At 65.8% G+C, this 21,332-nt stretch carries 21 protein-coding genes; 12 read left to right on the top strand and 9 right to left on the bottom strand.

Annotated elements, in window-relative coordinates; all coding sequences use genetic code 11:
• Positions 1-67: 67 nt before the first annotated feature.
• The 5 genes from AC07R1_RS00830 to AC07R1_RS00810 all read right to left on the bottom strand — a co-directional run bounded on the left by AC07R1_RS00830 (position 68) and on the right by AC07R1_RS00810 (position 3,846).
• On the bottom strand, positions 68-1,330 hold the full coding sequence (locus tag AC07R1_RS00830; protein WP_495109975.1) for a type II toxin-antitoxin system HipA family toxin: 1,263 nt from the start codon (positions 1,328-1,330) through the stop codon (positions 68-70).
• A complete protein-coding gene (locus tag AC07R1_RS00825) occupies positions 1,323-1,640 on the bottom strand; it encodes a helix-turn-helix domain-containing protein (RefSeq protein WP_495109974.1) in 318 nt (105 codons plus the stop codon). Before AC07R1_RS00825 ends, AC07R1_RS00830 begins: the two co-directional genes overlap by 8 nt.
• A gap of 171 nt (positions 1,641-1,811) precedes the next feature.
• Positions 1,812-2,450, bottom strand: coding sequence for a response regulator (locus AC07R1_RS00820; RefSeq protein WP_495109973.1), 639 nt, complete (start codon positions 2,448-2,450; stop codon positions 1,812-1,814).
• Positions 2,450-3,721 (bottom strand): sensor histidine kinase, encoded by a 1,272-nt coding sequence (locus AC07R1_RS00815; protein WP_495109972.1) that lies wholly within the window; start codon positions 3,719-3,721, stop codon positions 2,450-2,452. Before AC07R1_RS00815 ends, AC07R1_RS00820 begins: the two co-directional genes overlap by 1 nt.
• Positions 3,722-3,723: 2 nt before the next feature.
• The gene (locus AC07R1_RS00810) at positions 3,724-3,846 is read right to left on the bottom strand and encodes a hypothetical protein (protein WP_259699551.1); all 123 of its coding nucleotides are present in this window, start codon (positions 3,844-3,846) and stop codon (positions 3,724-3,726) included.
• 192 nt (positions 3,847-4,038) lie between these two features.
• Between AC07R1_RS00810 and AC07R1_RS00805 the strand changes: the two genes are divergently transcribed.
• The 6 genes from AC07R1_RS00805 (at position 4,039) to AC07R1_RS00780 (ending at position 9,266) form a co-directional block, all read left to right on the top strand.
• Positions 4,039-5,223, top strand: a complete 1,185-nt coding sequence (locus AC07R1_RS00805; RefSeq protein WP_495109971.1) for an ABC transporter substrate-binding protein — start codon at positions 4,039-4,041, stop codon at positions 5,221-5,223.
• 30 nt (positions 5,224-5,253) lie between these two features.
• Positions 5,254-6,228 carry a YVTN family beta-propeller repeat protein gene (locus tag AC07R1_RS00800; protein WP_236204216.1) on the top strand — a complete coding sequence of 325 codons (975 nt, stop codon included), beginning with the start codon at positions 5,254-5,256 and terminating at the stop codon, positions 6,226-6,228.
• Positions 6,225-6,983: an ABC transporter ATP-binding protein gene (locus AC07R1_RS00795; RefSeq protein WP_103408176.1), complete on the top strand. Its 759-nt coding sequence runs from the start codon at positions 6,225-6,227 to the stop codon at positions 6,981-6,983. The genes AC07R1_RS00800 and AC07R1_RS00795 overlap by 4 nt, the downstream gene beginning before the upstream one ends.
• The gene (locus AC07R1_RS00790) at positions 6,980-7,771 is read left to right on the top strand and encodes an ABC transporter permease (RefSeq protein WP_182999917.1); all 792 of its coding nucleotides are present in this window, start codon (positions 6,980-6,982) and stop codon (positions 7,769-7,771) included. Before AC07R1_RS00795 ends, AC07R1_RS00790 begins: the two co-directional genes overlap by 4 nt.
• A gap of 232 nt (positions 7,772-8,003) precedes the next feature.
• Positions 8,004-8,546, top strand: a complete 543-nt coding sequence (locus tag AC07R1_RS00785) for a PQQ-dependent catabolism-associated CXXCW motif protein (protein ID WP_011060505.1) — start codon at positions 8,004-8,006, stop codon at positions 8,544-8,546.
• Positions 8,547-8,600: 54 nt separating this feature from the next.
• A complete protein-coding gene (locus AC07R1_RS00780; protein WP_011060504.1) occupies positions 8,601-9,266 on the top strand; it encodes a response regulator transcription factor in 666 nt (221 codons plus the stop codon).
• A 189-nt stretch (positions 9,267-9,455) separates the two neighbouring features.
• Here AC07R1_RS00780 and nahK read toward each other — a convergent pair whose 3' ends face one another.
• The 4 genes from nahK to AC07R1_RS00760 form a co-directional block, all read right to left on the bottom strand.
• The gene (nahK, locus tag AC07R1_RS00775) at positions 9,456-12,107 is read right to left on the bottom strand and encodes a hybrid sensor histidine kinase/response regulator NahK/ErcS' (protein WP_401401923.1); all 2,652 of its coding nucleotides are present in this window, start codon (positions 12,105-12,107) and stop codon (positions 9,456-9,458) included.
• Complete coding sequence (gene nosP, locus AC07R1_RS00770; protein ID WP_152686097.1) at positions 12,037-13,200, bottom strand: nitric oxide-sensing protein NosP; 1,164 nt, start codon at positions 13,198-13,200, stop codon at positions 12,037-12,039. Before nosP ends, nahK begins: the two co-directional genes overlap by 71 nt.
• Positions 13,201-13,462: 262 nt before the next feature.
• A complete protein-coding gene (locus tag AC07R1_RS00765) occupies positions 13,463-14,647 on the bottom strand; it encodes a porin (protein WP_401260857.1) in 1,185 nt (394 codons plus the stop codon).
• Positions 14,648-14,843: 196 nt separating this feature from the next.
• Positions 14,844-15,890 carry an Ldh family oxidoreductase gene (locus AC07R1_RS00760; protein ID WP_495109970.1) on the bottom strand — a complete coding sequence of 349 codons (1,047 nt, stop codon included), beginning with the start codon at positions 15,888-15,890 and terminating at the stop codon, positions 14,844-14,846.
• Positions 15,891-16,021: 131 nt separating this feature from the next.
• Here AC07R1_RS00760 and AC07R1_RS00755 point away from each other — a divergent pair, with 131 nt between their 5' ends.
• The 6 genes from AC07R1_RS00755 (at position 16,022) to AC07R1_RS00730 (ending at position 21,284) form a co-directional block, all read left to right on the top strand.
• Positions 16,022-16,897 (top strand): MurR/RpiR family transcriptional regulator, encoded by an 876-nt coding sequence (locus AC07R1_RS00755; RefSeq protein WP_047285528.1) that lies wholly within the window; start codon positions 16,022-16,024, stop codon positions 16,895-16,897.
• 16 nt (positions 16,898-16,913) lie between these two features.
• The gene (locus AC07R1_RS00750; protein ID WP_262214620.1) at positions 16,914-17,666 is read left to right on the top strand and encodes a transporter substrate-binding domain-containing protein; all 753 of its coding nucleotides are present in this window, start codon (positions 16,914-16,916) and stop codon (positions 17,664-17,666) included.
• An 86-nt stretch (positions 17,667-17,752) separates the two neighbouring features.
• Complete coding sequence (locus tag AC07R1_RS00745; RefSeq protein ID WP_011060497.1) at positions 17,753-18,472, top strand: ABC transporter permease; 720 nt, start codon at positions 17,753-17,755, stop codon at positions 18,470-18,472.
• Positions 18,469-19,179: an ABC transporter permease gene (locus AC07R1_RS00740; protein WP_072444735.1), complete on the top strand. Its 711-nt coding sequence runs from the start codon at positions 18,469-18,471 to the stop codon at positions 19,177-19,179. Before AC07R1_RS00745 ends, AC07R1_RS00740 begins: the two co-directional genes overlap by 4 nt.
• 46 nt (positions 19,180-19,225) lie before the next feature.
• Positions 19,226-20,467: an NAD(P)/FAD-dependent oxidoreductase gene (locus AC07R1_RS00735; protein WP_495109969.1), complete on the top strand. Its 1,242-nt coding sequence runs from the start codon at positions 19,226-19,228 to the stop codon at positions 20,465-20,467.
• A 16-nt stretch (positions 20,468-20,483) separates the two neighbouring features.
• A complete protein-coding gene (locus AC07R1_RS00730; protein WP_346625277.1) occupies positions 20,484-21,284 on the top strand; it encodes an amino acid ABC transporter ATP-binding protein in 801 nt (266 codons plus the stop codon).
• The last annotated feature ends 48 nt before the right edge of the window (positions 21,285-21,332 follow it).

Raw genomic sequence — 21,332 nt, 5'->3', positions numbered from 1 at the left:
CATTACCAAGCGCCTCACTGTACCTGCTATTGGAACAATCGCCAGTTCAATAGCAGCTACAGCCACGCTAGCTGAGTCGCGCAAGGTTTTCGTCGATGCGCGCCTGAATCATGCTCAGGGTGTCCACGGTGATGCCACCCGGGAACCGGGACCGGGCGCTGCGGGCAAAGCCGCTAGCAACCTGGCAGATGTGCTCGATGATATCGGTGGCCTCCCTCACCGAGAGTTCCGCCTCCACCGCCGCGAGCCTGAGCAAGTGCTTGCGAGTGATGTGCAACGCCTCGCCCAATACGTCCATCTGGTGATAGCCGCCCGGCCCCTCGCAGAAGGTCACGTCGTAAGCCGGCGCCAGCTTCCACTGGCCGCTCGACGACATAAGGTAGGCAAAATTCTTCGGGTGGTCGTCACGGTTGTTGAACGCCACGTTGAACACAATCCGGGCAAAGGCCAGCGCCTTTTCCCGCACATCATTGCAGCAGTACTGGGTTGCCCGCAGGAAATTGCTGTAGTCCAGCGCCCCGGCTGCTCGGTAGTCCGCACCGGTAAAGGCGGCTAGGCTTTGCATGGGCACGCGCATGTCTTTGTGCCGGTCGAATCTTCGGGTGGCGAAGGCCGCCTGCCCATTGGGTAGCTCGAAGTGTTCACTGTCCGACGTTTCGATGGCGCATTCGCGCAAGCATTGCGCGTAGACAGCTTCGATAGCACAGACCTCGGGGTGTTCACCCGCTCCCGGGAACTTGATCAACCAGGCTTCCAGGCCAGATGCCGCCGCCGTGCTGAAACGCCCTCCCGTAGGGTCGCGATAGAGCAAGGCCTTGGGTCGAGCGCCCTGCGGCGAGCCGCCCATCCGCAGCAGTCGCTGCAGAAACTCCCCGCCCTGACCATGGAGCACCTCCTGAACTTCAGCAGCCAGTCGCTCAAGGGGAACCTCTTCAGGCGCCATGAACAGCTCCGGCGCCATAGGCTCGAACGACATCGCGCCCATGGCTTGGGTGCCGATATAGGTCAGTCGCTCCAAAGGACCAATCTGCGCGGGGTTGAGACCACGGCGTTTGAACAAGCGATCCATCAGCAACATGCCCCAACCGTCCGGCAGCGAGTCATAGACCGGCCCCGGCAGCCACAGTTGATGATCGGGAAAGTCCCGACGCAGCCTCGGGCCCTTGAGCGGCAAGCGCAAGGCCGACAGTTCCAGGCCGCGATCCTGTGCCTCCTCGCTGTACTCGAAGGCAATCAAGGGGCGGCCGGTCAGTGCCGTCGTGGATACCAGCGAACCCCAGCGCCAGTGCTCCCCCCAACCGTCGTAGTAGACATCGACTTGCTTAAGCATCGGCGGACTTCCTTTTGACGCGCTGCCGCTGGGCGCCCTGTTCATAACGGAGGATGTCGTCGAGGCTGTCCAACTGCGGCAGGAACAATTGCTCCAGCTCGCGAAGACGCCCCAGCACCATCGCCACGCGAACCACGCTGTCGAATGCGACACTACGCCCGGCCTCCAGATTGGACAGGGTGCCAACCCCGATGCCGGCACGGGCGGCGACTTCGACCTGAGTCATCTGCTGGGACAGGCGTTCCTGACGCAGGCGGGTGCAAAGCAGCTTGAGCACCTCATCCGGCCTGGCAAGAGTTAAATTCATCATATCGAGCGTTAAACCCTAAAATTTCACTTAACACTCAAAATTATAGAGTTACCAGAAAGATTCCGCAAAACCAAATAACTTCATAAATCTGATTCTTATCCCTCGAATTAGTTAAATAACAAGCGAAATAATGGATTTATCTTGCCACTTGCAGCTAGCCGCTGCCCCTCCTCACCCCGCCACCCGCACCACCCCCATATCAATCCCCAAATGCACCAGCTCGGCATGAGAGCTGACCTGCAGCTTGCTCTTGAGCAAGGTCAAATGGTTGGACACGGTCTTGGCGCTGATGCACAACTGCTCGGCAATCACCCGCGCCGGGGTGCCCTTGGCCAGCATCACGAAGATCTCCAGCTCGCGCTGGGTCATGCTCTGCAAGCGCGGGTCGCTGCTGTTCTGCGCCGGGGTACAGGCCAGTTGCGTGGCCAGGGGCTGTTCGATGTAGGCATGCCCGGCCAGCACGCGGTGCACCGCTTCGATCAGCACCTGGGGCGCGGAGTTCTTGGTCAGGTAGCCCGAGGCGCCGGCCTCCAGGGCCTGGCGCACCAGGGGCAGTTCGTCGTGCATGCTGAAGAACAGCACCCGCAGCTGCGGCAGGCGCTGGCGCAGGCGGCGGGTGGTCTCCAGGCCGCTGATGCCCGGCAGGCCGAAATCCATGATCACCAGGTTTGGCACTTCTTCGACCACTCGGGCCAGGGCCTCTTCGCCGCTGGCCGCTTCGCGCACCTGCATCGCCGGCAATACCGCGCGCAGCAGGCTGGCGTAACCCTGGCGGACCACGGCGTGGTCATCCACCAACAAGATGTTCATCAGGCCTCCATGGGCATGTTCAGGGGCATGTTCAAGGCCAGTGCCCAACCGGCGCCGGGACGGCTGAGGATGTGCAGTTCGCCGCCCAGGCTGCGGGCCCGTTCGGCCATCGAGTGCAGGCCGACGCCGGGGCGCTGGGGCTGGTGCGCGCCGCAACCGTTGTCGCGCACCAGCAGGCGCAGGCCCCGGGCGCTGCGTTGCAGGCGCACCCGTACCTGGCTGGCGCCGGCGTGCCGGGCGACATTGGTCAGCGCTTCTTGCAGCAGGCGGTAGAGGTGGGTCTTGCTGGCGCTGGGCAACGCTGGCAGGTCGGCGCCGACCCGCAATTGGCAGTCGATGCCCTGGCTGTCCTGCCATTGGCTCACCAGCAAACCGAAGGCTTCGGCCAGCGGCAGGTGCTGCAGCACCACCGGGTACAGGTCCTGCACCAGGGCGCGAAAGCCTTGCTGCAAACGCTCGCAGTTGAGCTCCAGGGCCTGGGCCGTGTGCTCCACCACCGTCGGCTGGTCGGCCACCATGCGCAGCAGGCAGACCTGGGCGCGAATGCCCGCCAGGTATTGTCCGAGGTCGTCGTGCAGGGTCTGCGCCAGGTAGGTGCGCTCGCGCTCCTGCACCGCCAGCAGGGCCTGGGTCAGTTGCGCGTTGTCGGCGCGGGTCTGTTCCAGGGTCGCGGTCATGCGGTTGAAGTGCCCGGCCAGTTGCCGCGCCTCCGGCAGGCCGGCTTCGCGCAGGCGCACCGCCAGTTGCCCGCCGGACACCTGCTGCAAGGCCCGCAGCAAATCATCCAGCAGGCCCATGCCGCGGCGCACCGCCCAGCGGATGGTCAGCAGGCTCAGGAACAGGGCCAGGCCGCACAGGCTCAAGAGCTGTTGCAGGGAGTCCCAGACTTCGTCGATCTCATCCCGCGCGTCCACGGCGATCAGCACCCGGCGGCCATCGCCCAGGTCCAGCTCGCGGGCGCTGTGGCGGCGCTCGCTGAACAACTGGCGGCCGAGCCAGGCGTCCAGCCCTGCCTCCTCCGGCATGCGTGCCGCCTCGTCCGCCGCCAGCCAGTGCACCCGCACATGGCGCAGGCTCTGGGTCAGGTGCGGTTGCAGGCCCGCCGGGTTGCGCGCGGCGCTGTCGCTGAGGTACTCCACCACCGCCTCGGCGGACTGCAATTCACGTTCGACATCGGCCACCGCCTGATGCAGCAGCAAGGCAGCGCAGGCCAGGGTCACCACGGCAAAGAATGCCGTGACCCACAGGTTGATCCGCCACAGCGCCGACATGCCTAGCGCCCCGGCACCAACGGCAGCGCTTGGGGCAGCACCGGACGCGGGCCGTGCAGACGGTCGACGCCGATCAGGCTGAGGATCAGCAGCAAGGGCAGGAGCAGCACTTTGATGATGCGCATGAGCATCTCTCTCAAGGTTCGGGCTCAGGGCTCGGGGGCGGGTTCAGGCCAGGGTCGGGGCCGCTGGGACCATGCTAAGACCGCCGCACCCGCGCCGGGCTACTACCTTGGTACTGCCCGGGCGCTACTTTCTGCATATTTCCCCGCCCCGGTACTCTTCCTATGCTGGCGCCACCTGCCGTGGAGTGCCTTATGCACCAGCCTGCCCCGCTTATCCCGACCTGCCTGCTGGCCCTGGCCTCGGTCCTGTTGCCCCTGGCCGCGAGCCAGGCCAGCGAGGACCCCTTGCAGGTGCGCATCGGCTACCTGGGCTATCGCCCCGACCCCGGCCCGCTGCTGTCCAACATCATTCCCGAGCCAGCCGACGCCGGGCTGCAGGGCGCGCAGCTGGCGATTGTCGACAGCAACAGCACCGGGCGCTTTCTCAAGCAGCAGTTCCAGCTCGACAGCGCCAACGTCGACAGCCCCGAGGCGCTGCTGCAAGCCGCCAAGGCCCAGCACGACCTGGGCCTGCGGCTGTTCGTGGTGAATGCCCCGGCGGCCAGCCTGCGGGAGTTGTCCGCCGCCCTGCCCGACAGCCTCTTGTTCAACGCCGGCAGCCCCGACGACCGCCTGCGCAGCAGCCAGTGCCTGGGCAACGTGCTGCACAGCCTGCCCGGCCGGGCGATGCTGGCCGACGCCCTGGTGCAGTTCATGGTGCTGCGCAAATGGCAGCGGGCCTTGCTCGTCGTCGGCCAGACCGAGGATGACCGGGCCTACGCCGATGCCCTGCGCCGGGCCACCCAGCGCTTCGGCGTGAAGATCGTCGCGGAAAAACCCTGGACCTTCGACAACGACCAGCGCCGCAGCGCCCAGGCCGACATGCCGCTGTTCACCCAGACCGCCGAATACGACGTGGTGCTGGTGGCCGACGAGCGCGGCGACTTCGGCGAGTACCTGCCCTACCAGACCTGGTACCCGCGCCCGGTGGCCGGCACCCAGGGCCTGACTCCCACCGGCTGGCACAAGAGCGTGGAAACCTTCGGCGCCGCGCAGTTGCAAAAGCGCTTCGAAGCCCGGGCCGGACGCTGGATGAACGACCGCGACTTCGCCGCCTGGATGGCCGTGCGCAGCGTCGCCAGCGCGGTGAGCAAACTGCGCCAGGCCGACCCTCGGGCCCTGCAGACCCTGCTGCTCAGCGACCAGTTGCCCCTGGACGGGTTCAAGGGCCGCAAGCTCAGCTACCGGCCGTGGAACGGCGAACTGCGCCAGCCGATTCCCCTGGTACAGCCCCGGGCCCTGGTCAGCACTTCGCCCCAGGACGGCTTCCTGCACCCCTTCAACGAAATGGACAGCCTGGGCTACGACCGCCCCGAAGTGACCTGCCGCTACCCCTGATCCGATAACCACAACAACAAGGAATCCGCCATGCGCCGCCCCCTTCTCTGCCGCTCCGTCCTGTGCGCGGCCCTGCTGCTCGCCGCCGGGCACGCCATGGCCGCCACGGCCTGGGTCTCCAATGAAAAGGACAACAGCCTGAGCCTGATCGACCTGCAGACCCTGGAAGTCACCCAGACCCTGCCGGTGGGCCAGCGCCCGCGCGGGCTGCTGCTGTCCCATGACAACAAGCTGCTGTACATCTGCGCCAGCGACTCGGACCGGGTCCAGGTGATGGACGTGGCGACCCGCAAGATCGTCAAGGAGCTGCCCTCCGGCAAGGACCCCGAGCAGTTCGCCCTGCACCCCAACAACCGCTGGCTGTACGTGTCCAACGAGGACGATGCGCTGGTCACGGTGATCGACACCGAGACCGCCAAGGTCCTCGGCCAGATCAACGTCGGGGTCGAGCCCGAAGGCATGGCGGTGAGCCCCGACGGCAAGTGGGCGGTGAACACCAGCGAAACCACCAACATGCTGCACTGGATCGACACCAGCACCCAGACCCTGGCCGACAGCACCCTGGTGGACCAGCGCCCGCGCTTCGTCGAGTTCAATCAGGACGGCTCAAGGCTCTGGGCCTCGGCGGAAATCGGCGGCACCGTGACCATCCTCGACGTGGCCACGCGCCAGGTGCTCAAGACCTTGAACTTCAAGATCAAGGGCGTGCACCCGGACAAGGTGCAGCCGGTGGGCATCAAGCTCAGCGCCGACGGCAAGTACGCCTTCGTCGCCCTGGGCCCGGCCAACCATGTGGCGGTGATCGACGCCAAGACCTACGAAATCCTCGACTACCTGCTGGTGGGGCGCCGGGTCTGGCAACTGGCATTCACCCCGGACCAGAGCCAGTTGCTGGCCACCAACGGGGTCAGCGGCGATGTCTCGGTGATCGACGTGAACAGCCTCAAGGTGCTCAAGTCGGTGAAGGTCGGGCGCTATCCCTGGGGCGTGGTGGTGACCCCATGAACGCCCTGGAGGTCAGCCAGCTGAGCTTCGCCTATGGCCCGCGCCAGGCCCTCGATCAGGTCAGCCTGAGCCTGGCTCCCGGGCGCTTCGCCGCGCTCTTGGGCCCCAACGGCGCCGGCAAGTCGACCCTGATCGCCCTGCTCACAAGGCTCTACGACCTGCAGCAGGGCGACATCCGCGTCGGCGGCTGCTCGCTGCGCAACGCCGCCCGCGCCGCCCTGCGCCAGCTCGGCGTGGTGTTCCAGCAAAGCACCCTGGACCTGGACCTGAGCGTGGAGCAGAACCTGCACTACCACGCCGCGCTGCACGGTTTGTCGCGGCGCCAGGGGCAGGCGCGGATCGACGCCGAACTGGCGCGCCAGGGCTTGAGCGAACGGCGCCGGGACAGTGTCCGCGCCCTCAATGGCGGCCACCGCCGACGGGTGGAGATCGCCCGCGCCCTGCTGCATGAACCGCGCCTGCTGCTGCTCGATGAAGCCAGCGCCGGCCTCGACCCCGCCAGCCGCCTGGCGCTCAACCGGCACATTCGCCAGCTGTGCCAGGAACAGCGTCTGAGCGTGCTCTGGACCACCCACCTGCTGGATGAGGTGCAGGCCGACGACCAGTTGCTGATCCTGCATCAGGGGCGCCTGGTGGCCAGTGGCGTGGCCGGCACCATCAGCCAGGAACAGGGCGGCGACCTGGGCACGGCCTTCGCCCGCCTGACCCAGAATCCCCAGCCACGCCCGGCCCCGATCGGAGAACCGCTCGCATGAACGCCTACTGGCAATGCCTGCGCGGCATCGTGCTGCGCGAATGGCTGCGCTTCGTGCTGCAGCGCACGCGCTTTCTCAGTGCCCTGGTGCGGCCCCTGCTATGGCTGCTGGTGTTTGCCGCCGGCTTTCGCGCGGCCCTGGGCATCGCCATCATCGAGCCCTACAGCACCTACATTCCCTACGAGGTCTACATCGTCCCGGGGCTGGCCTGCATGATCCTGCTGTTCAACGGCATGCAGGGCTCGCTGTCGATGGTCTACGACCGGGAAATGGGCAGCATGCGCGTGCTGCTCACCAGCCCCCTGCCCCGGGCCTTCCTGCTGGCCAGCAAGCTGTTGGCCACCTCATTGATCTCGCTGCTGCAGGTCTATGCCTTCCTCGCCGTGGCCTGGCTGTATGGCGTGCAACCGCCGGCCATGGGGCAGCTCAGCGCCCTACCTGCCTTGCTCCTGGTGGCCCTGATGCTCAGCGCGCTGGGGCTGCTGCTGTCCAACGCCATCCGCCAGTTGGAGAACTTTGCCGGGGTGATGAACTTCGTGATCTTCCCGCTGTTCTTCCTGTCCTCGGCGCTGTACCCGCTGTGGAAGATGCTCGAAGCCAGCCCCTGGCTGTACTGGCTGTGCGCCCTCAACCCCTTCACCCACGCCGTGGAACTGGTGCGCTTCGCCCTGTACGAACGCCTCAACCTGCTGGCCCTGGCGGTGTGCCTGGGGCTGACCCTGGTGTTCTCCCTGCTGGCGGTGCTGACCTTCAACCCCCAGCACGCCGCCCTGCGCAAAAGCACCTGAGCCACAATCCTGCCACCCACCTCCACCCAACGTAGGAGCTGGCTTGCCAGCGAAGAGGCCCGCAATCCCAACGCCAGACCCCAGGCCCCTTTCGCCGGCAAGCCGGCTCCTACACAGCGCTTGCCCATGGGCGATCTACGACTTTGGTACTGCTTTTGCTGTCGATGGTCGCATTCACAAAAGGCCCTGCCCTGGCATGTAATGGGCCTATAACAAAAAGGATAAAAGCCTTATGCCCCGTGCCTTAGAGACCCTGGCCGCGCTAACCCTGAGCCTGGCGCTGGGCGCCGCCCATGCCGCTGCCCCGCTGTTTTCCGCCGAGGGCTATCGCACCAGCCTTTACCGCAGCCCGACCCCGCTGCAGATCGACCAGGGCCGGATCATCGACACCCCGGGCCTGCAAGAGCTGCTCAAGGAGCAACCGGCGCCCCTGCTGATCGACGTCTACCGTCGGCAATGGCTGCAGGGACGCTTCATCGACAGCGAGCCCCACGCCAACCTCCCCGGCAGCCACTGGCTGGCCAACACCGGCGACGGCGAACTGAGCCCCGAGTGGCAGGCCTATTTCGCCGGCAACCTGCAACGGCTGAGCCACGCCGACCCGCAGCGCGCCCTGGTGTTCTATTGCCGTGCCGATTGCTGGCTGAGCTGGAACGCGGTAAAACGCGCGGCAGCCCTGGGCTATAAGAACATCTACTGGTACCGCGACGGCCTGGATGCCTGGGAGGCCGCCGGCCTGCCCGTGGAGGCGGCCCGGCCGCAACCCTTTCCCTGAGCGCCGCAGCACGGCGTTGCCGCCCCCATAACCACAATAACGAGGTGAAAGGCCATGTATAAAATTCTGATAGCCGACGATCACCCACTGTTTCGCGAAGCCATCCACAACGTCATCAGCGACGGATTTCCCGGCAGCGAGGTGATGGAAACCGCCGACCTGGACAGCGCCCTGGCCCTGACCCAGGAACACGACGACCTCGACCTGATCCTGCTGGACCTGAACATGCCCGGCATGCACGGCCTCAACGGCCTGATCACCCTGCGCAACGAAGCGCCGACCATTCCGGTGGTGATCGTTTCCGCCGAGCAGGACAAGCAGATCGTGCTCCAGGCCATCACCTACGGCGCCGTCGGCTTCATCACCAAATCCTCGGCGCGCTCGCAGATGACCGAGGCCATCGAACAGATCCTCAACGGCAACGTGTACCTGCCGCCGGACATCATCCGCACCCAGAAAAGCCAGCCGGGGCGGCGCAGCAGCGAGACCCCGAGCTTCCCCCCGGAACTGCTGCAGGCCCTGACCCGCAAACAGCTCCTGGTGCTGGAACGCATGACCAAGGGCGAATCCAACAAGCAGATCGCCTACACCCTGGACATTGCCGAAACCACGGTGAAGGCCCACGTCTCGGCGATTTTGCGCAAGCTCAACGTGCACAACCGGGTGCAAGCGATCCTGAGTGCCGGGGACATCGATTTCGGCGCCTACCTGCGCCGCTGAATTGCGCTGATCGTGCACCGACCCTGTAGGAGCCGGCTTGCCGGCGAAGGCGATCTTGCGGGCCTTTTCGCTGGCAAGCCAGCGCCTACGGTTGGTAGAGACTGTGGCGTGGACCTGTAGGAGCCGGCTTGCCGGCGAAGGCGATCTTGCGGGCCCCTTCGCTGGCAAGCCAGCTCCTACGATTGGCAGTCAGTGATGGGGCGTAGGGGTGGCCGGGCTCAGCAGGTGGCTGATGGCGGTCTTGAGTTTCATCGGGCGCACCGGTTTGTGCATCAGGGTGTGGCCCAGTTCGCGCAGTTGCTGTTTGAGCTCGTTGCTGTAGTTGGCAGTGATCATCATCGCCGGGATCGCCAGGGCGCGACGGGCGTTGATTCGCGCTACCGCATCGATGCCGTTCTGTTGCTGGTCCAGGTGGTAGTCGGCAATCAGCAGGTCGGCCTCGGCGCGGTAGTCGTCCACCTGGCGCGCCAGGTCTTCTTCGGACAAGGCGGTGATCACCTGGCAGCCCCAGCCTTCAAGCAAGGTGCGCATGCCGGCGCAGATCGCCGCGTCGTTATCCAGCACCCAGATCCGCGCCCCCTGCAAACGCTCCAGCAGGGCGTCGCCCAGCTCCGGGCGCGGCGCTGGCAAGGGCGCGCTGGCGCTGATCGGCACCTGCACGCTGAACACCGAGCCGCGCCCCGGCCAGGAGCGCACGCCAATGCGGTGCCCGAGAATCCCGGCAATCTTCTCGACGATGGCCAGCCCCAGGCCCAGGCCGCGATCCTGGTCCGGGCGCTGTTCTTCGCCACGCTTGAACTCCTGGAAGATTTCCTCCAGGCGTTCGGCGGCGATACCCATGCCGCTGTCCCAGACTTGGATCGACAGCCAGCGCCCCTGGCGCCGACAGCCCAGCACCACCCGGCCCTGGCGGGTGTAGCGGATGGCGTTGCTCAACAGGTTGCGCAGAATCCGCGCCAGCAGTTGGATGTCGCTGCGCACCAGCGCCGAGCAGGCCACGAAGTGCAGTTCCAGGCCTTCGCTGCGGGCCACCTGGGCGTACTCGGCGGCGAGGTTTTCCAGCAGTTCGCTCAAGGCAAAGGGCGCGATATCGGCCTTGATCACCCCGGCATCGAGCTTGGAAATGTCCACCAGGGTGCCCAGCAGGTTTTCCACGTCTTCCAGGGAGTTGCTGACATTGCGCACCAGGGCGCTGCTGGCCTGGGGATCGCGACGCTCCAGCAAGGCGCTGGTGAACAGCCGCGCGGCGTTCAGGGGTTGCAGCAGGTCATGGCTGACCGCGGCGAGGAACTTGGTCTTCGACAGGTTGGCCCGTTCGGCCTCGGCCTTGGCCTCGCGCAGCCGCGATTCAACCCGGCTGCGCTCTTCGATCTCGCGCAGCAGCTGCTGGTTGAGGGTGGTCAGCTCGGCGGTGCGTTCGCGCACCCGCAGCTCCAGGTTCTGGTAGGCCTGATGCAGCGCCTCGGCGGTGCGCCGGCGCTCGGTGATGTCGCGGATCAGCACGAAGATCCCCACCACCTCGCCATTGGCCAGGCGGTTGGGCACGTAGGAGCGCAGCATGTAGCGCTCCTGATTGTTGATGTTGGTCTCGGCGAATTCGAAGGTCACGCTCTCCCCGGCCAGGGCCCGTTCCACATAGCTTTCCAGGCGCTGGTAGTGCTGCTCGCTGTGCACCTCGCGCAGGCTCTGGCCGAGCATCACGCCGCGGGGCCAGCAGTACCATTCCTCGTAGACCTTGTTGGTGAACTCATACACCAGATCAGCATTGAGGTAGGCGATCAGCGCCGGCACATGGTCGGTGATCAGGCGGATCCAGCGTTCGCTTTCGCTCAGGGCCTCGGCGTGCTGGTAGCGCTCGGTGATGTCGGTGAAGGTGTTGACGAAACCACCGGTGGGCAGCGGATGGGTGCGGATCTCCAGCACCCGGCCATCGCTCAGGCGTTGCTCGCATTCGTGGATCGGCCGGCCGTTGGCGTCGCGGCTGTCGGGGCTCAGCAGGCGCAGTTCGCTGTCGCCGATGACCTCGGCAAACAAGCGATGCGCGGCCACCGGGGCCAGCCCGCTGAGCTCCAGGAAGCGCCGGTTCCACAACTCCAGCACGCCCTCGGCGCTGACCATGGCCACGCCCTGGGACAGGTTGTCCACCGCCCGTTGCAGCAGGTGGGACTTTTGCGCCACCGCCTGTTCCCGGCGCAGGGTTTCGCTGTGCTTGACCTCGGTGATGTCAGTGAACAGGATCACCCGCCCGCCTTCCCGGGTCGGCCGCTCGCTGACCTGCAGCCAGCGGCCGTTATGCAGGCGATACAGCAACTGCTCGTCACCGCCACTGCGCGGTTCTTCGCTGAACAACCCGGTGCTGGTCAGCAACCTGCGCACTTCCGAGAGGCGCATGCCGGCCATGATCCGTACCCGGCTGTGGCTCCAGAAGGCACGGAAGCGGCTGTTGAACAGGACGATGCGCTGCTCCTGGTCGAACAGCACGAAGGCGTCGGAAATGCTCTCGATGGCATCGATCAGGTGCTGGTGTGCCGTCTCGGCCCGCAGCCGCGCTTCGCTGAGCAAATGGTTGCCGGCCTTGAGCTCGGCCATGGCCTGGTTCAGGGCGTCGGTGCGTTCGCGCACCTGCTCGGCCAGTACCACCGAATGCTGGAACGCCGCATAGGGGTCATTGCCGCGGGTGATGCCGGATTCGACCCGTTCGATCAGCGCGCTGTTGATCCGCCGCAGCTTGCGGTTCTCGCGCTGCAGGCAGTCGAGCTGCGCTTGCAGCTCAGCGGCGGGCCGGAGTTCGACTGCGGGCAATGGCGACCCCGGTGAAGGTCTGGTTGATGTGCATGCCATTGAACTGTTCTCCGTAGGTGTTGAAACCCATCACCCGCTGTTCCCGCAAAAAGGCCCCGATCTGCTCCAGGCTGCCCTGCCCCTCCAGCTCCAGGCGGCGCAAAAAACAGTCGCAGCCAATGGTCAGCAGCAACCCGCCGAGGCGTTGCTGCAAGCCGTCGAACAGCTGTTGCAGGTTGGGCAGCAAGGGGCCGGGGGTCATGGCGGTGAGGACGATGCCGTTTTCCACCGCGCAGTAGAAACTCAGGCTCAGGTCCGGGTGCACCTGCTGCACCGCGCGCACGTAGTAGTGCTGGTTGATGCGCACCGCCAGGGGGTGGGCGGCGAACACCCGATGGTCGAGCTGCGCCAGGGGCACGCCGATCAGCCGCGCGTACTCCTCGGCGGCGGGCTCGGCGTTGAGTTCATAGACCCGGCGCAAGGTACTGTCGGCGCCGGTGACCACCAGTTTTTCTTCCCGGGGCTGGATGTGGTGGGTGGTGAACACCTCGAAATCCAGCCAGGTGTTGACCAGCACCACCACCGCCGCGCCGCTGTGAAACTCGCCGCCGTAATACACGTGGGTGTGGGTCAGGTAGTTGTCATCGCCGGCCGAACCGCCGAAATGCGGAATGTCCCCCAGGGCCGCGCTGAGGGCGGCCAGCACCATCTCTTCGCGGCTCGACAGGCCGTCCAGCAGGGTCAGGGCGAAGCTGTTGCCCTTGATCGGCGCCAGGGTGTTGCTGCGGCAGCGGCCCACCAGGCGTTCGACCATCTGCTGGGCGTCGATCAGGCTGAAATGCTCCATCTGGTCGATCAGTTCGGCGGCGATGGAAAAGTGCCGATGGTCGAAGCCGATGGCGGTCACGCAATTGCGTCCGTAGCCCAGGGGGGTGATTTCCCCGGCGCTGGTGCAGCCCACCAGGGGGATGCCGCCAAAGCTCTGCTGCAGGGCCGGGCCCAGGGTTTGCAGGGGGTATTCGGCGGAACAGAAGAACAGCACGAAGCCCAGGTGCGGATGCAGCAACTGGCTGGCCAGGTCCTGGGCCACCTGCTGCGGATCGGCGGCCTGGGACATGGCGCTGACCACGCCCTCGCTCTGGGCTTGCTGCATCGTCGCCTCCGGCGCGGGTTGTCTGAGCAATGAGTGTACGAAGCCGGCCCCGGGGCACGAATGCTACTTGGGTAGCGGGTAGCCGGTTCCATGGGTGTAGGCGCTGGCTTGCCAGCGAAGGTGTAGGCCGGGCTGGTGCAAGGCTTGAGGGCCTCTTCGCCGGCAAGCCGGCTCCTACGGGGAAGGCGCCGTTGCGGAAAATAAGCGGGGAATACGGGGCGCCGGCCCGGGCGCGATGCGCACGCCAGGGCCGGCGCTGGGGTTACCAGGTCAGTACGGCACCCACGGCGAAGGTGTCGGTGTTTTCGTTCTGTGCATTGGTGTGGTGGCCGTCGATCTCGAACTGGTTGTACTCGGCCACCAGCTTGAGGTTGTCGTTGATGTCGTGGAACAGCGCCACGCCCCGGGTCTGGTAGTCGGCGCCGCTGCCGACCACGCCGTTGCCGTCGTCACGGGTCTTGCCGTAGGACAGCGCCAGGCGGTTCTTGCCCACCTTGTACGAGCCCTGCAGCAGGTAGCCCTTGCTGTCGACATTGCGCAGGGTGGCCTCGCCGGCATTGTTGGTGAAGAACGGGTTGATGCCCTTGGCCTGGAACCCGGAACCGGTCAGGGACAACCCGCCCATCTTGGCCTGCAGGCCATAGCCCAGGCCCTTGGAGGTCACCGACTGCACGTTGGGGTCGGTGTTGTCGGAGGTCTGGTAGCTGCCGTTGAGCCAGCTGTAGAACTTGGCCCCACCCAGGTCGAACTGGTAGGTGATCTCGCTCTCGGTGCGCGGGTTCTTCTGGTAGGCCTTGCCCAGGGCGCTGCTGTCGTTGGTGTCCACCGGGTCGAGGATGCCCACCGCCACCCGCAGGCCGTCCATCACCGGGCTGCGGTAAGTGATCTGCGACGACGGAAAGGGATAGGGGTAACCGCTGCCGATGTTGCCGAACGACACCCCGCCGCCGTCCACCAGCCCCAGGCTGTCGCTGACCTGGCCGTACCCGGCGAGCATTTCATCGAGCAGGATGTTGGAACGGGCGAACAGGCCGAAGTCCTTGCCGATCAGCACCTCGCCCCACTCCGGGTTGGCCACCGTGCCGTAGAACTGGCGCACGTCGATGGCGGTGTCGGTGCCGTTGGTTTCGCTGTCGTTGATGGTCACCCAGAACGAGGCCCGGGCGCCGAGCTTGAGGTCGTCCACCTGCTTGCCCATGTTGAAGCCCAGGTAGTTGGGCAGAAAGCCCATCTTCACCCGCGCCTGACGGCGGTCGTACTGCTCGCCGGCGCGGTCGACCTTGCTGTTGACGTAGAAGGCGTTGATGTAGCCGTCGGTGGAAAAGGTGGTCTGGTCCTTGTCGTACAGCATGATCTCGGCTTCGGCGACAGAGCCCAGGCCAAGGGTCGACAGGCCGACAAGCAGGGCCGGAATCAGAGGGTACTGGCAGTTCTTATTGTTATGCATGGCGCGCTCCGCAAACGGGGGACGAAATGTCGGAGGCGATTATCGAAACGCGCCAAGGCCGCCCATAGGCTGCCTTGGGGGCAAGTTCACGGTGCTTTGGAGGGGCTGGCAGGGAGCGGCAAATCCGATCCACGACCGGCCCGCTACCTGGAGTAGCACCAAGGGTTTATCGACCCCGGTGCCAAGGGATAAGGCCTTAAGCCTCAGCCGCCAAAGCGCGCAGTCGCGCCAGTTCGGCAACGGCCAGGGGAATGCCGTGCTCCAGCGATTTGGCCCGGGTGCGGTAGCGTCGGTCGCCGGGCATGCGCTCCAGGCCCACGGCCTGCATCTGCCGCACCAGCTCGCCGCTGCGCTGGGCAAAACGCCCGCCGCCCAGGTGGCTGGGGTCGATGACGATCAGCAGTTGCCCGGTCCAGGGCGTCTGCGCCCCGGGGTGTTGCGACCAGTCGAATTCGAAGGAGAAATTGCCACCGGTCAGCGCCGCCGCCAGCAGCTCCACCATCATCGACAGCGCCGAGCCCTTGTGCCCGCCAAAGGGCAGCAAGGCGCCACCGTCGAGAATCGCTGCCGGATCGCAAGTGGGCTGGCCATCGCGGTCCACCCCCATGCCCGGCGGCAGTGGCTGGCCCTGGCGCTTGGCGATCTGCACATCGCCGTGGGCAATGGCGCTGGTGGCCAGGTCGAAGACGATGGGCTCGGCGCCTTCGCGGGGTGCGGCGAAGGCAATCGGGTTGGTGCCGAACAGCGGGCGCTGGGCGCCGTGGGGCACCACGCAGGTCATGCTGTTGACCAGGCTCAGGGCCACCAGGCCTTCTTCGGCGAAGGGCTCGACATCCGGCCACAGGGCGGCGAAATGGTGGGAATTGCGAATCGCCAGCACCGCGTTTCCGGCGCTGCGGGCCTTGCTCAGCAGCAGCTCGCGGGCCGCCGCCAGGGCCGGCTGGGCAAAGCCGCCTGCGGCGTCCACCGCCACCACGCCGGGGGCCACATCCTCCACTTGCGGCAGCGCCTGCCCATTCACCCAGCCACTGGCCAGGGACGACAGGTAACCGGGAATGCGGAACACCCCGTGGCTGTGGGAACCGTCGCGCTCGGCGCGGGCGCAGTTGTCGGCCAGCACCCGGGCCACTTCGGCAGAGGTGCCGTGGCGAAGAAAAATGCGTTGCAGCAAGTCGGTCAAGGCAGGCAGGTCGAGGTACTCGACGGGTGCCTGCGCCAGGGTCGCCTGGTTCGCTTCGGTCATTGCAGCTCCATTGGAATTGTTATTGGAAGGTGCCTGACTATCGCGTCACGCCAGTTAACTGTCAAATGTTGACTTCATGACAGAAAACATTCATTTTCCATTGTCAACGGCCCACAAGAATGAAAACAACCATGAGCCAACCCATCAAGCAACGCCTTGAAAGCAGCCTGTCCAGCGCCACCGCGTCGGGCCGGGCGATTGCCAGCTACATGCTGGCCAACCTCTATGAACTGCCCTTCCAGACCGCCGCCGACATCGCCGAAAAACTCGGCGTCAGCGAATCCAGCGTCGGCCGTTTCTGCCGCGCCATCGGCTACAGCCATTTCAAGGATCTGAAAAACGACCTGAAGAACGACCTCGGCGAAGGCCCGTGGCTGGTGGGCGACCGCCTGCAGGAATTTCGCCAGCAGCCCAACCCGGCGGCCCAGGGCCTGCCCCGCAGCTTCGAGCTGGAAGTGGCGGCGCTGGTCAAGGTCTACGAATACAGCCTGACCCCGGCCTGGCAGACCGTGGTCCAGCGCCTGGCCAGCCGGCGCCGGGTGTACGTGGCGGGGTTCCAGACCGAGCGCGGCATCGCCGCCTCCATGGTCCACCTGCTGCAATACCTGCGTGATGGCGTGCACCTGGTGGACGGCGCCGCCGGGCATTTCGCCGACGTACTGCTGAGCCCCGCCGAGGACTGCGCCCTGGTGGTGTTCGAGGCCCGGCGCTACTCGCGCCACGCCCTGACCCTGTGCCACAAGGCCCGCGAGGCCGGGATTCCGGTGACCCTGGTCACCGACACCTTCTGCGACTGGGCCGAGCAGAACGCCGACGAGGTGTTCCGCGTGCCCACTGAATTCAACCTGTTCTGGGAGTCCACCGCGGCCATGCTGTCGCTGGTGCACCTGTTGGTCAACGAGGTGTGCAAGCACCTGGGACCCGAGGTGGAAAAACGCCTGGAAGCCACCGCTGCCCTGCATAACGAGTTTGTTGGCTACACATCGTCCGCCCGACCAAAACAATAAATAACCGAGGTGCTCCATGAACAACGTCCTCCGCTTCGCCGGCGCTTGCGCCCTGGTCATCGCCGCCTCCACGGCCCAGGCCGAAACCCTGAAGATCGCCACCGAAGGCGCCTACCCGCCCTTCAACTACGTGGACTCCAACAACCAGCTGCACGGCTTTGACGTGGACATCGCCAACGCCCTGTGCAAGCAGATGCAGGTCGAGTGCCAGATCGTCGCCCAGGACTGGGAAGGCATCATCCCGGCGCTGCTGGCGAAGAAATACGACGCCGTGGTGGCCTCGATGATCGCCACCGACGAACGCAAGAAGAAGATCGCCTTCAGTAACCACTACTACCGCACCCCGCTGTCGGTGGCGGTGCCCAAGGACTCGGACATCACCGACGCCCAGACCAACTTCAAGGGCCGCACCGTGGGCGCCCAGGCCTCCTCGACCCAGGCCATCTACGCCGAGGACCACTACGGCCCGGCCGGTGCCGACGTGAAGTTCTACCCGACCCTGGACGAAGCCAACAGCGACCTGGCCGCCGGGCGCGTGGACGGGGTGATCGCCGACAAGTTCCCGCTGCTGGCCTGGGCTGAAAGCACCGGCAAGGATTGCTGCAAGATTATCGGCGACGTCAACGGCACCACCGCCGACGCCTCGATCGCCGTGCGCAAGGAAGACAACGCCCTGCGCGAACGCCTGAACAAGGCCCTGGACGAGATCGTTGCCGACGGCACCTACAAGCAGATCTCCAGCCGCTACTTCGCCTTCGACATCTACTGACCGCCCGCCTTTGCCGCTGCCCTTGCCCCGCGTTCCCTTGAGCGCGGCGGCGCCCTGCACGGTTCATTTTTCCAGAGGGTTCGCGCATGTTCGAACAGCTGTCACTCCTGTCCTTCGCCAGCGGCGGCTGGGGCTCGGCCCTGCTTGCCGGGGCCCTGGTGACCATCGCCCTGGCGCTGGCCTGCGTGCCCATCGGCCTGCCCCTGGGCCTGGCCGTAGCCCTGGCCGCGCGCTCGAAAAACCGCTGGGCGCGGGCCTGGGCCACGACCTTTTCCACGGTGTTTCGCGGCCTGCCGGAGCTCTTGACCCTGCTGATCATCTACTACGGCTGCCAGATTGCCGCGCAGAAAATCCTCGGCGCCCTGGGCTACCCCGGTGAAGTGGCGATCAACACTTTCGTCGCCGCGATGATCGCCTTCAGCCTGGTGTTCGCCGCCTTCTCCAGCGAGATCTGGCTGGCCGCGTTCAAGACCCTGCCCAAGGGCCAGTACGAAGCCGCCCGCGCCCTGAGCCTGTCGCGGCGCACCACCTTCAACCGGGTACTGCTGCCGCAACTGACGCGCATCGCTCTGCCGGGGCTTTCCAACAACTGGCTGTCGCTGCTCAAGGACACCTCCCTGGTGTCGACCATTTCCCTGGTGGACCTGATGCGCCAGACCAACCTCGCGGTCAGCGTGACCAAGGAACCCATGCTGTTCTACAGCGTGGCCTGCTTTGGCTACCTGTTCTTCTCGGCGCTGTCCGGGCACCTGTTCAGTTTTCTCGAACGACGCTTCAACCGTGCGCAACGGAGCCTGCAGCCATGAACCTGGATGACCTGCTGAACCTGTTCCTCAACCAGGAACTGCTGGAACGCTACGGCCCGCGCTTTATTGACGGCCTGCTGGTGACCGCCAAGCTGGTGGCGATCTCCTTCAGCCTGGGCGCGGTGCTCGGCCTGCTGATCGCCCTCGGGCGGCTGTCCAGCAATCGTTTCCTGCGGCGCTTCACCGGGGCTTATGTGTACTTCTTCCGTGGCTCGCCGCTGCTGGCCCAGCTGTTCATGCTGTATTACGGCCTGGGCTCGTTCAAAGGCTTCTGGCAGGACGTGGGCCTGTGGTGGTTCTTCCGCGATGCGTGGTTCTGCACCCTGCTGGCCTTCACCCTGAACACCGCCGCCTACCAGGCGGAGATCCTGCGCGGCAGCCTGCTGGCCGTGGCCCAGGGCCAGCGCGAAGCCTGCAAGGCCCTGAGCCTGTCGCGCTGGACCGCGTTTCGCAAAGTGATACTGCCGCAGTCGCTGCTGATCGCCATCGGGCCGCTGGGCAACGAGCTGATTTTGATGATCAAGGCCAGCGCCATCGCCTCCCTGGTGACCATCTACGACCTGATGGGGGTGACCAAACTGGCCTTCTCCCGCAGCTTCGATTTCCAGATCTACCTGTGGGCCGCGGTGCTGTACCTGCTGATCGTCGAAATAGTGCGGCGCAGCCTCAAGTACCTGGAAGGCCGCCTGGGCCGGCACCTGAACTGAACCCTTGAGCGGGCCGCCGCGCGGCCCCTGTCATAAGGACTGAAACATGCATTGCCAAACCCTCGTCCTGGGCGCCGGAATCGTCGGCGTCAGCAGCGCCCTGCACCTGCAGGCCCGCAGCCGCCAAGTAGTGCTGCTGGACCGCCAGCCTCCGGGCAACGGCACCAGCCACGGCAACGCCGGGCTGATCGAACGCGCCAGCGTGATTCCCTACGCCTTCCCCCGGGAAGTGACCAAGCTGGTGCGCTACGGCCTCAACCAGCAATCGGACGTGCGCTACAGCCTGCGCCACCTGCCCAAGGCCGGCCCCTGGCTGCTGCAATACTGGCGCCACTCCTCGCCCAAGGGCCTGGCCGCCGCCACCCGCGCCATGCTGCCGCTGATCGAACGCTGCGTGAGCGAACACCTGGCCCTGGCCCGCCCGGCCAACATGCTGCAGCTGATCGCCGACGGCGGCTGGCTCGAAGCCTTCAACGACCAGGAGGCCTTCGACTTCGCCCAACGCGCCGCCGCCGACCTGCGCGACTACCAGCTCAACTACCGGGTACTGGACCGCACTGCACTGCTGGCCCTGGAACCCGGCCTGCACCAAGACGTAGTCGGCGGCCTGCACTGGCTCGACCCCAAGACCGTCAGCGACCCCGGCGGCCTGACCCGCGGCTACGCCGAACTGTTCAAGCAGCGCGGCGGCCAATTCGTCATCGGTGATGCCCTGAGCCTGACCCAGATCGAAGGCGGCTGGCAGGTGCAGAGCGAACTCGGCCCGATCACCGCCCAGGAAGTGGTGGTTGCCCTCGGCCCGCAAGCCAGCGGCATCTTCGAGCCCCTGGGCTACCGCATCCCCCTGGCGATCAAGCGCGGCTACCACATGCACTACGCCGCCCTGCCCGGCACCCGCTTGCAGCACCCGATCCTCGACCCGGTGGGCGGCTACGTCCTGGCGCCGATGGTGGGCGGCATCCGCCTGACCACCGGCATCGAATTCGCCGACCGCGACGACCCGATCAACGAAATCCAACTGCGCCGCTGCGAAGCCCTGGCCCGCCGCTTCTACCCCCTGGGCGAACGCCTCGACGCCGAACCCTGGCTGGGCCGCCGCCCGTGCCTGCCGGACATGTGCCCAGTGATCGGCCCGGCCCCGCGCCACCCCGGCCTGTGGTTCAACTTCGGCCACGCCCACCACGGCCTGACCCTGGGCCCGGTGAGCGGCCACCTGCTGGCGCAGATGGTCACCGGCGAAACCCCGTTTACCGACCCCACCCCCTACCGCGCCGAGCGCTTCAACTGACCGACGGAGAACCGCCATGCAGACCCAGACCGCCCCGCTTCCCGCCGCCCGCCAAGCGCCCGCCCAGCCCATTGCCGACCCGCGTGAAGTGGTGATCGATATTGCCGGGCTGAACAAGTTCTACGGCGCCTTCCACGTCCTGCACGACATCGACCTCAAGGTGCGTCAGGGCGAACGCATCGTCCTCTGCGGGCCTTCCGGCTCGGGTAAATCCACCCTGATCCGCTGCATCAACCGCCTGGAAATCGCCGAAAAAGGCCAGATCCTGGTGGACCGCACCGACCTCTCGCAAAACACCCGCGAAGCAGCGCAAGTGCGCAGCCAAGTGGGCATGGTGTTCCAGCACTTCAACCTGTTCCCGCACATGAGCGTGCTGGACAACTGCACCCTGGCACCGATGACCGTGCGCGGGTTGTCGCGGAAAAAGGCTGAAGAGTTGGCGCGGGGTTTTCTGGCCAAGGTGGGCATAGAGAACCAGGCGAATAAATACCCGAGCCAACTGTCCGGTGGGCAGCAACAGCGCGTGGCGATTGCTAGGGCGTTGTGCATGGAGCCGAAGATCATGCTGTTCGATGAACCGACCTCGGCGCTGGACCCGGAGATGGTGTGCGAAGTGCTGGACGTGATGGTCAAGCTGGCCGATAGCGGCATGACCATGCTCTGCGTAACCCACGAGATGTGCTTTGCCCGGCAGGTGGCTGGGCGGGTGTTGTTTTTGGATGGGGGGCGGATTGTGGAGGATGCACCGCCGGAGGAGTTTTTTGGGGCGCCGAAGAGTGAGAGGGCTAAGGCGTTTCTTGCGCAGATTATGCATTGAGTGGATGGGCGCCGCGTATTGTGCGGCGCCTGTTTAGCTTAAGTAGAG

The sequence above is a fragment of the Pseudomonas sp. GW821-FHT07F01 genome, from assembly GCF_059418825.1.
The sequence above is the reverse complement of the archived record's forward strand: the minus strand, read 5'-3'. Positions and strand labels throughout refer to the sequence as shown.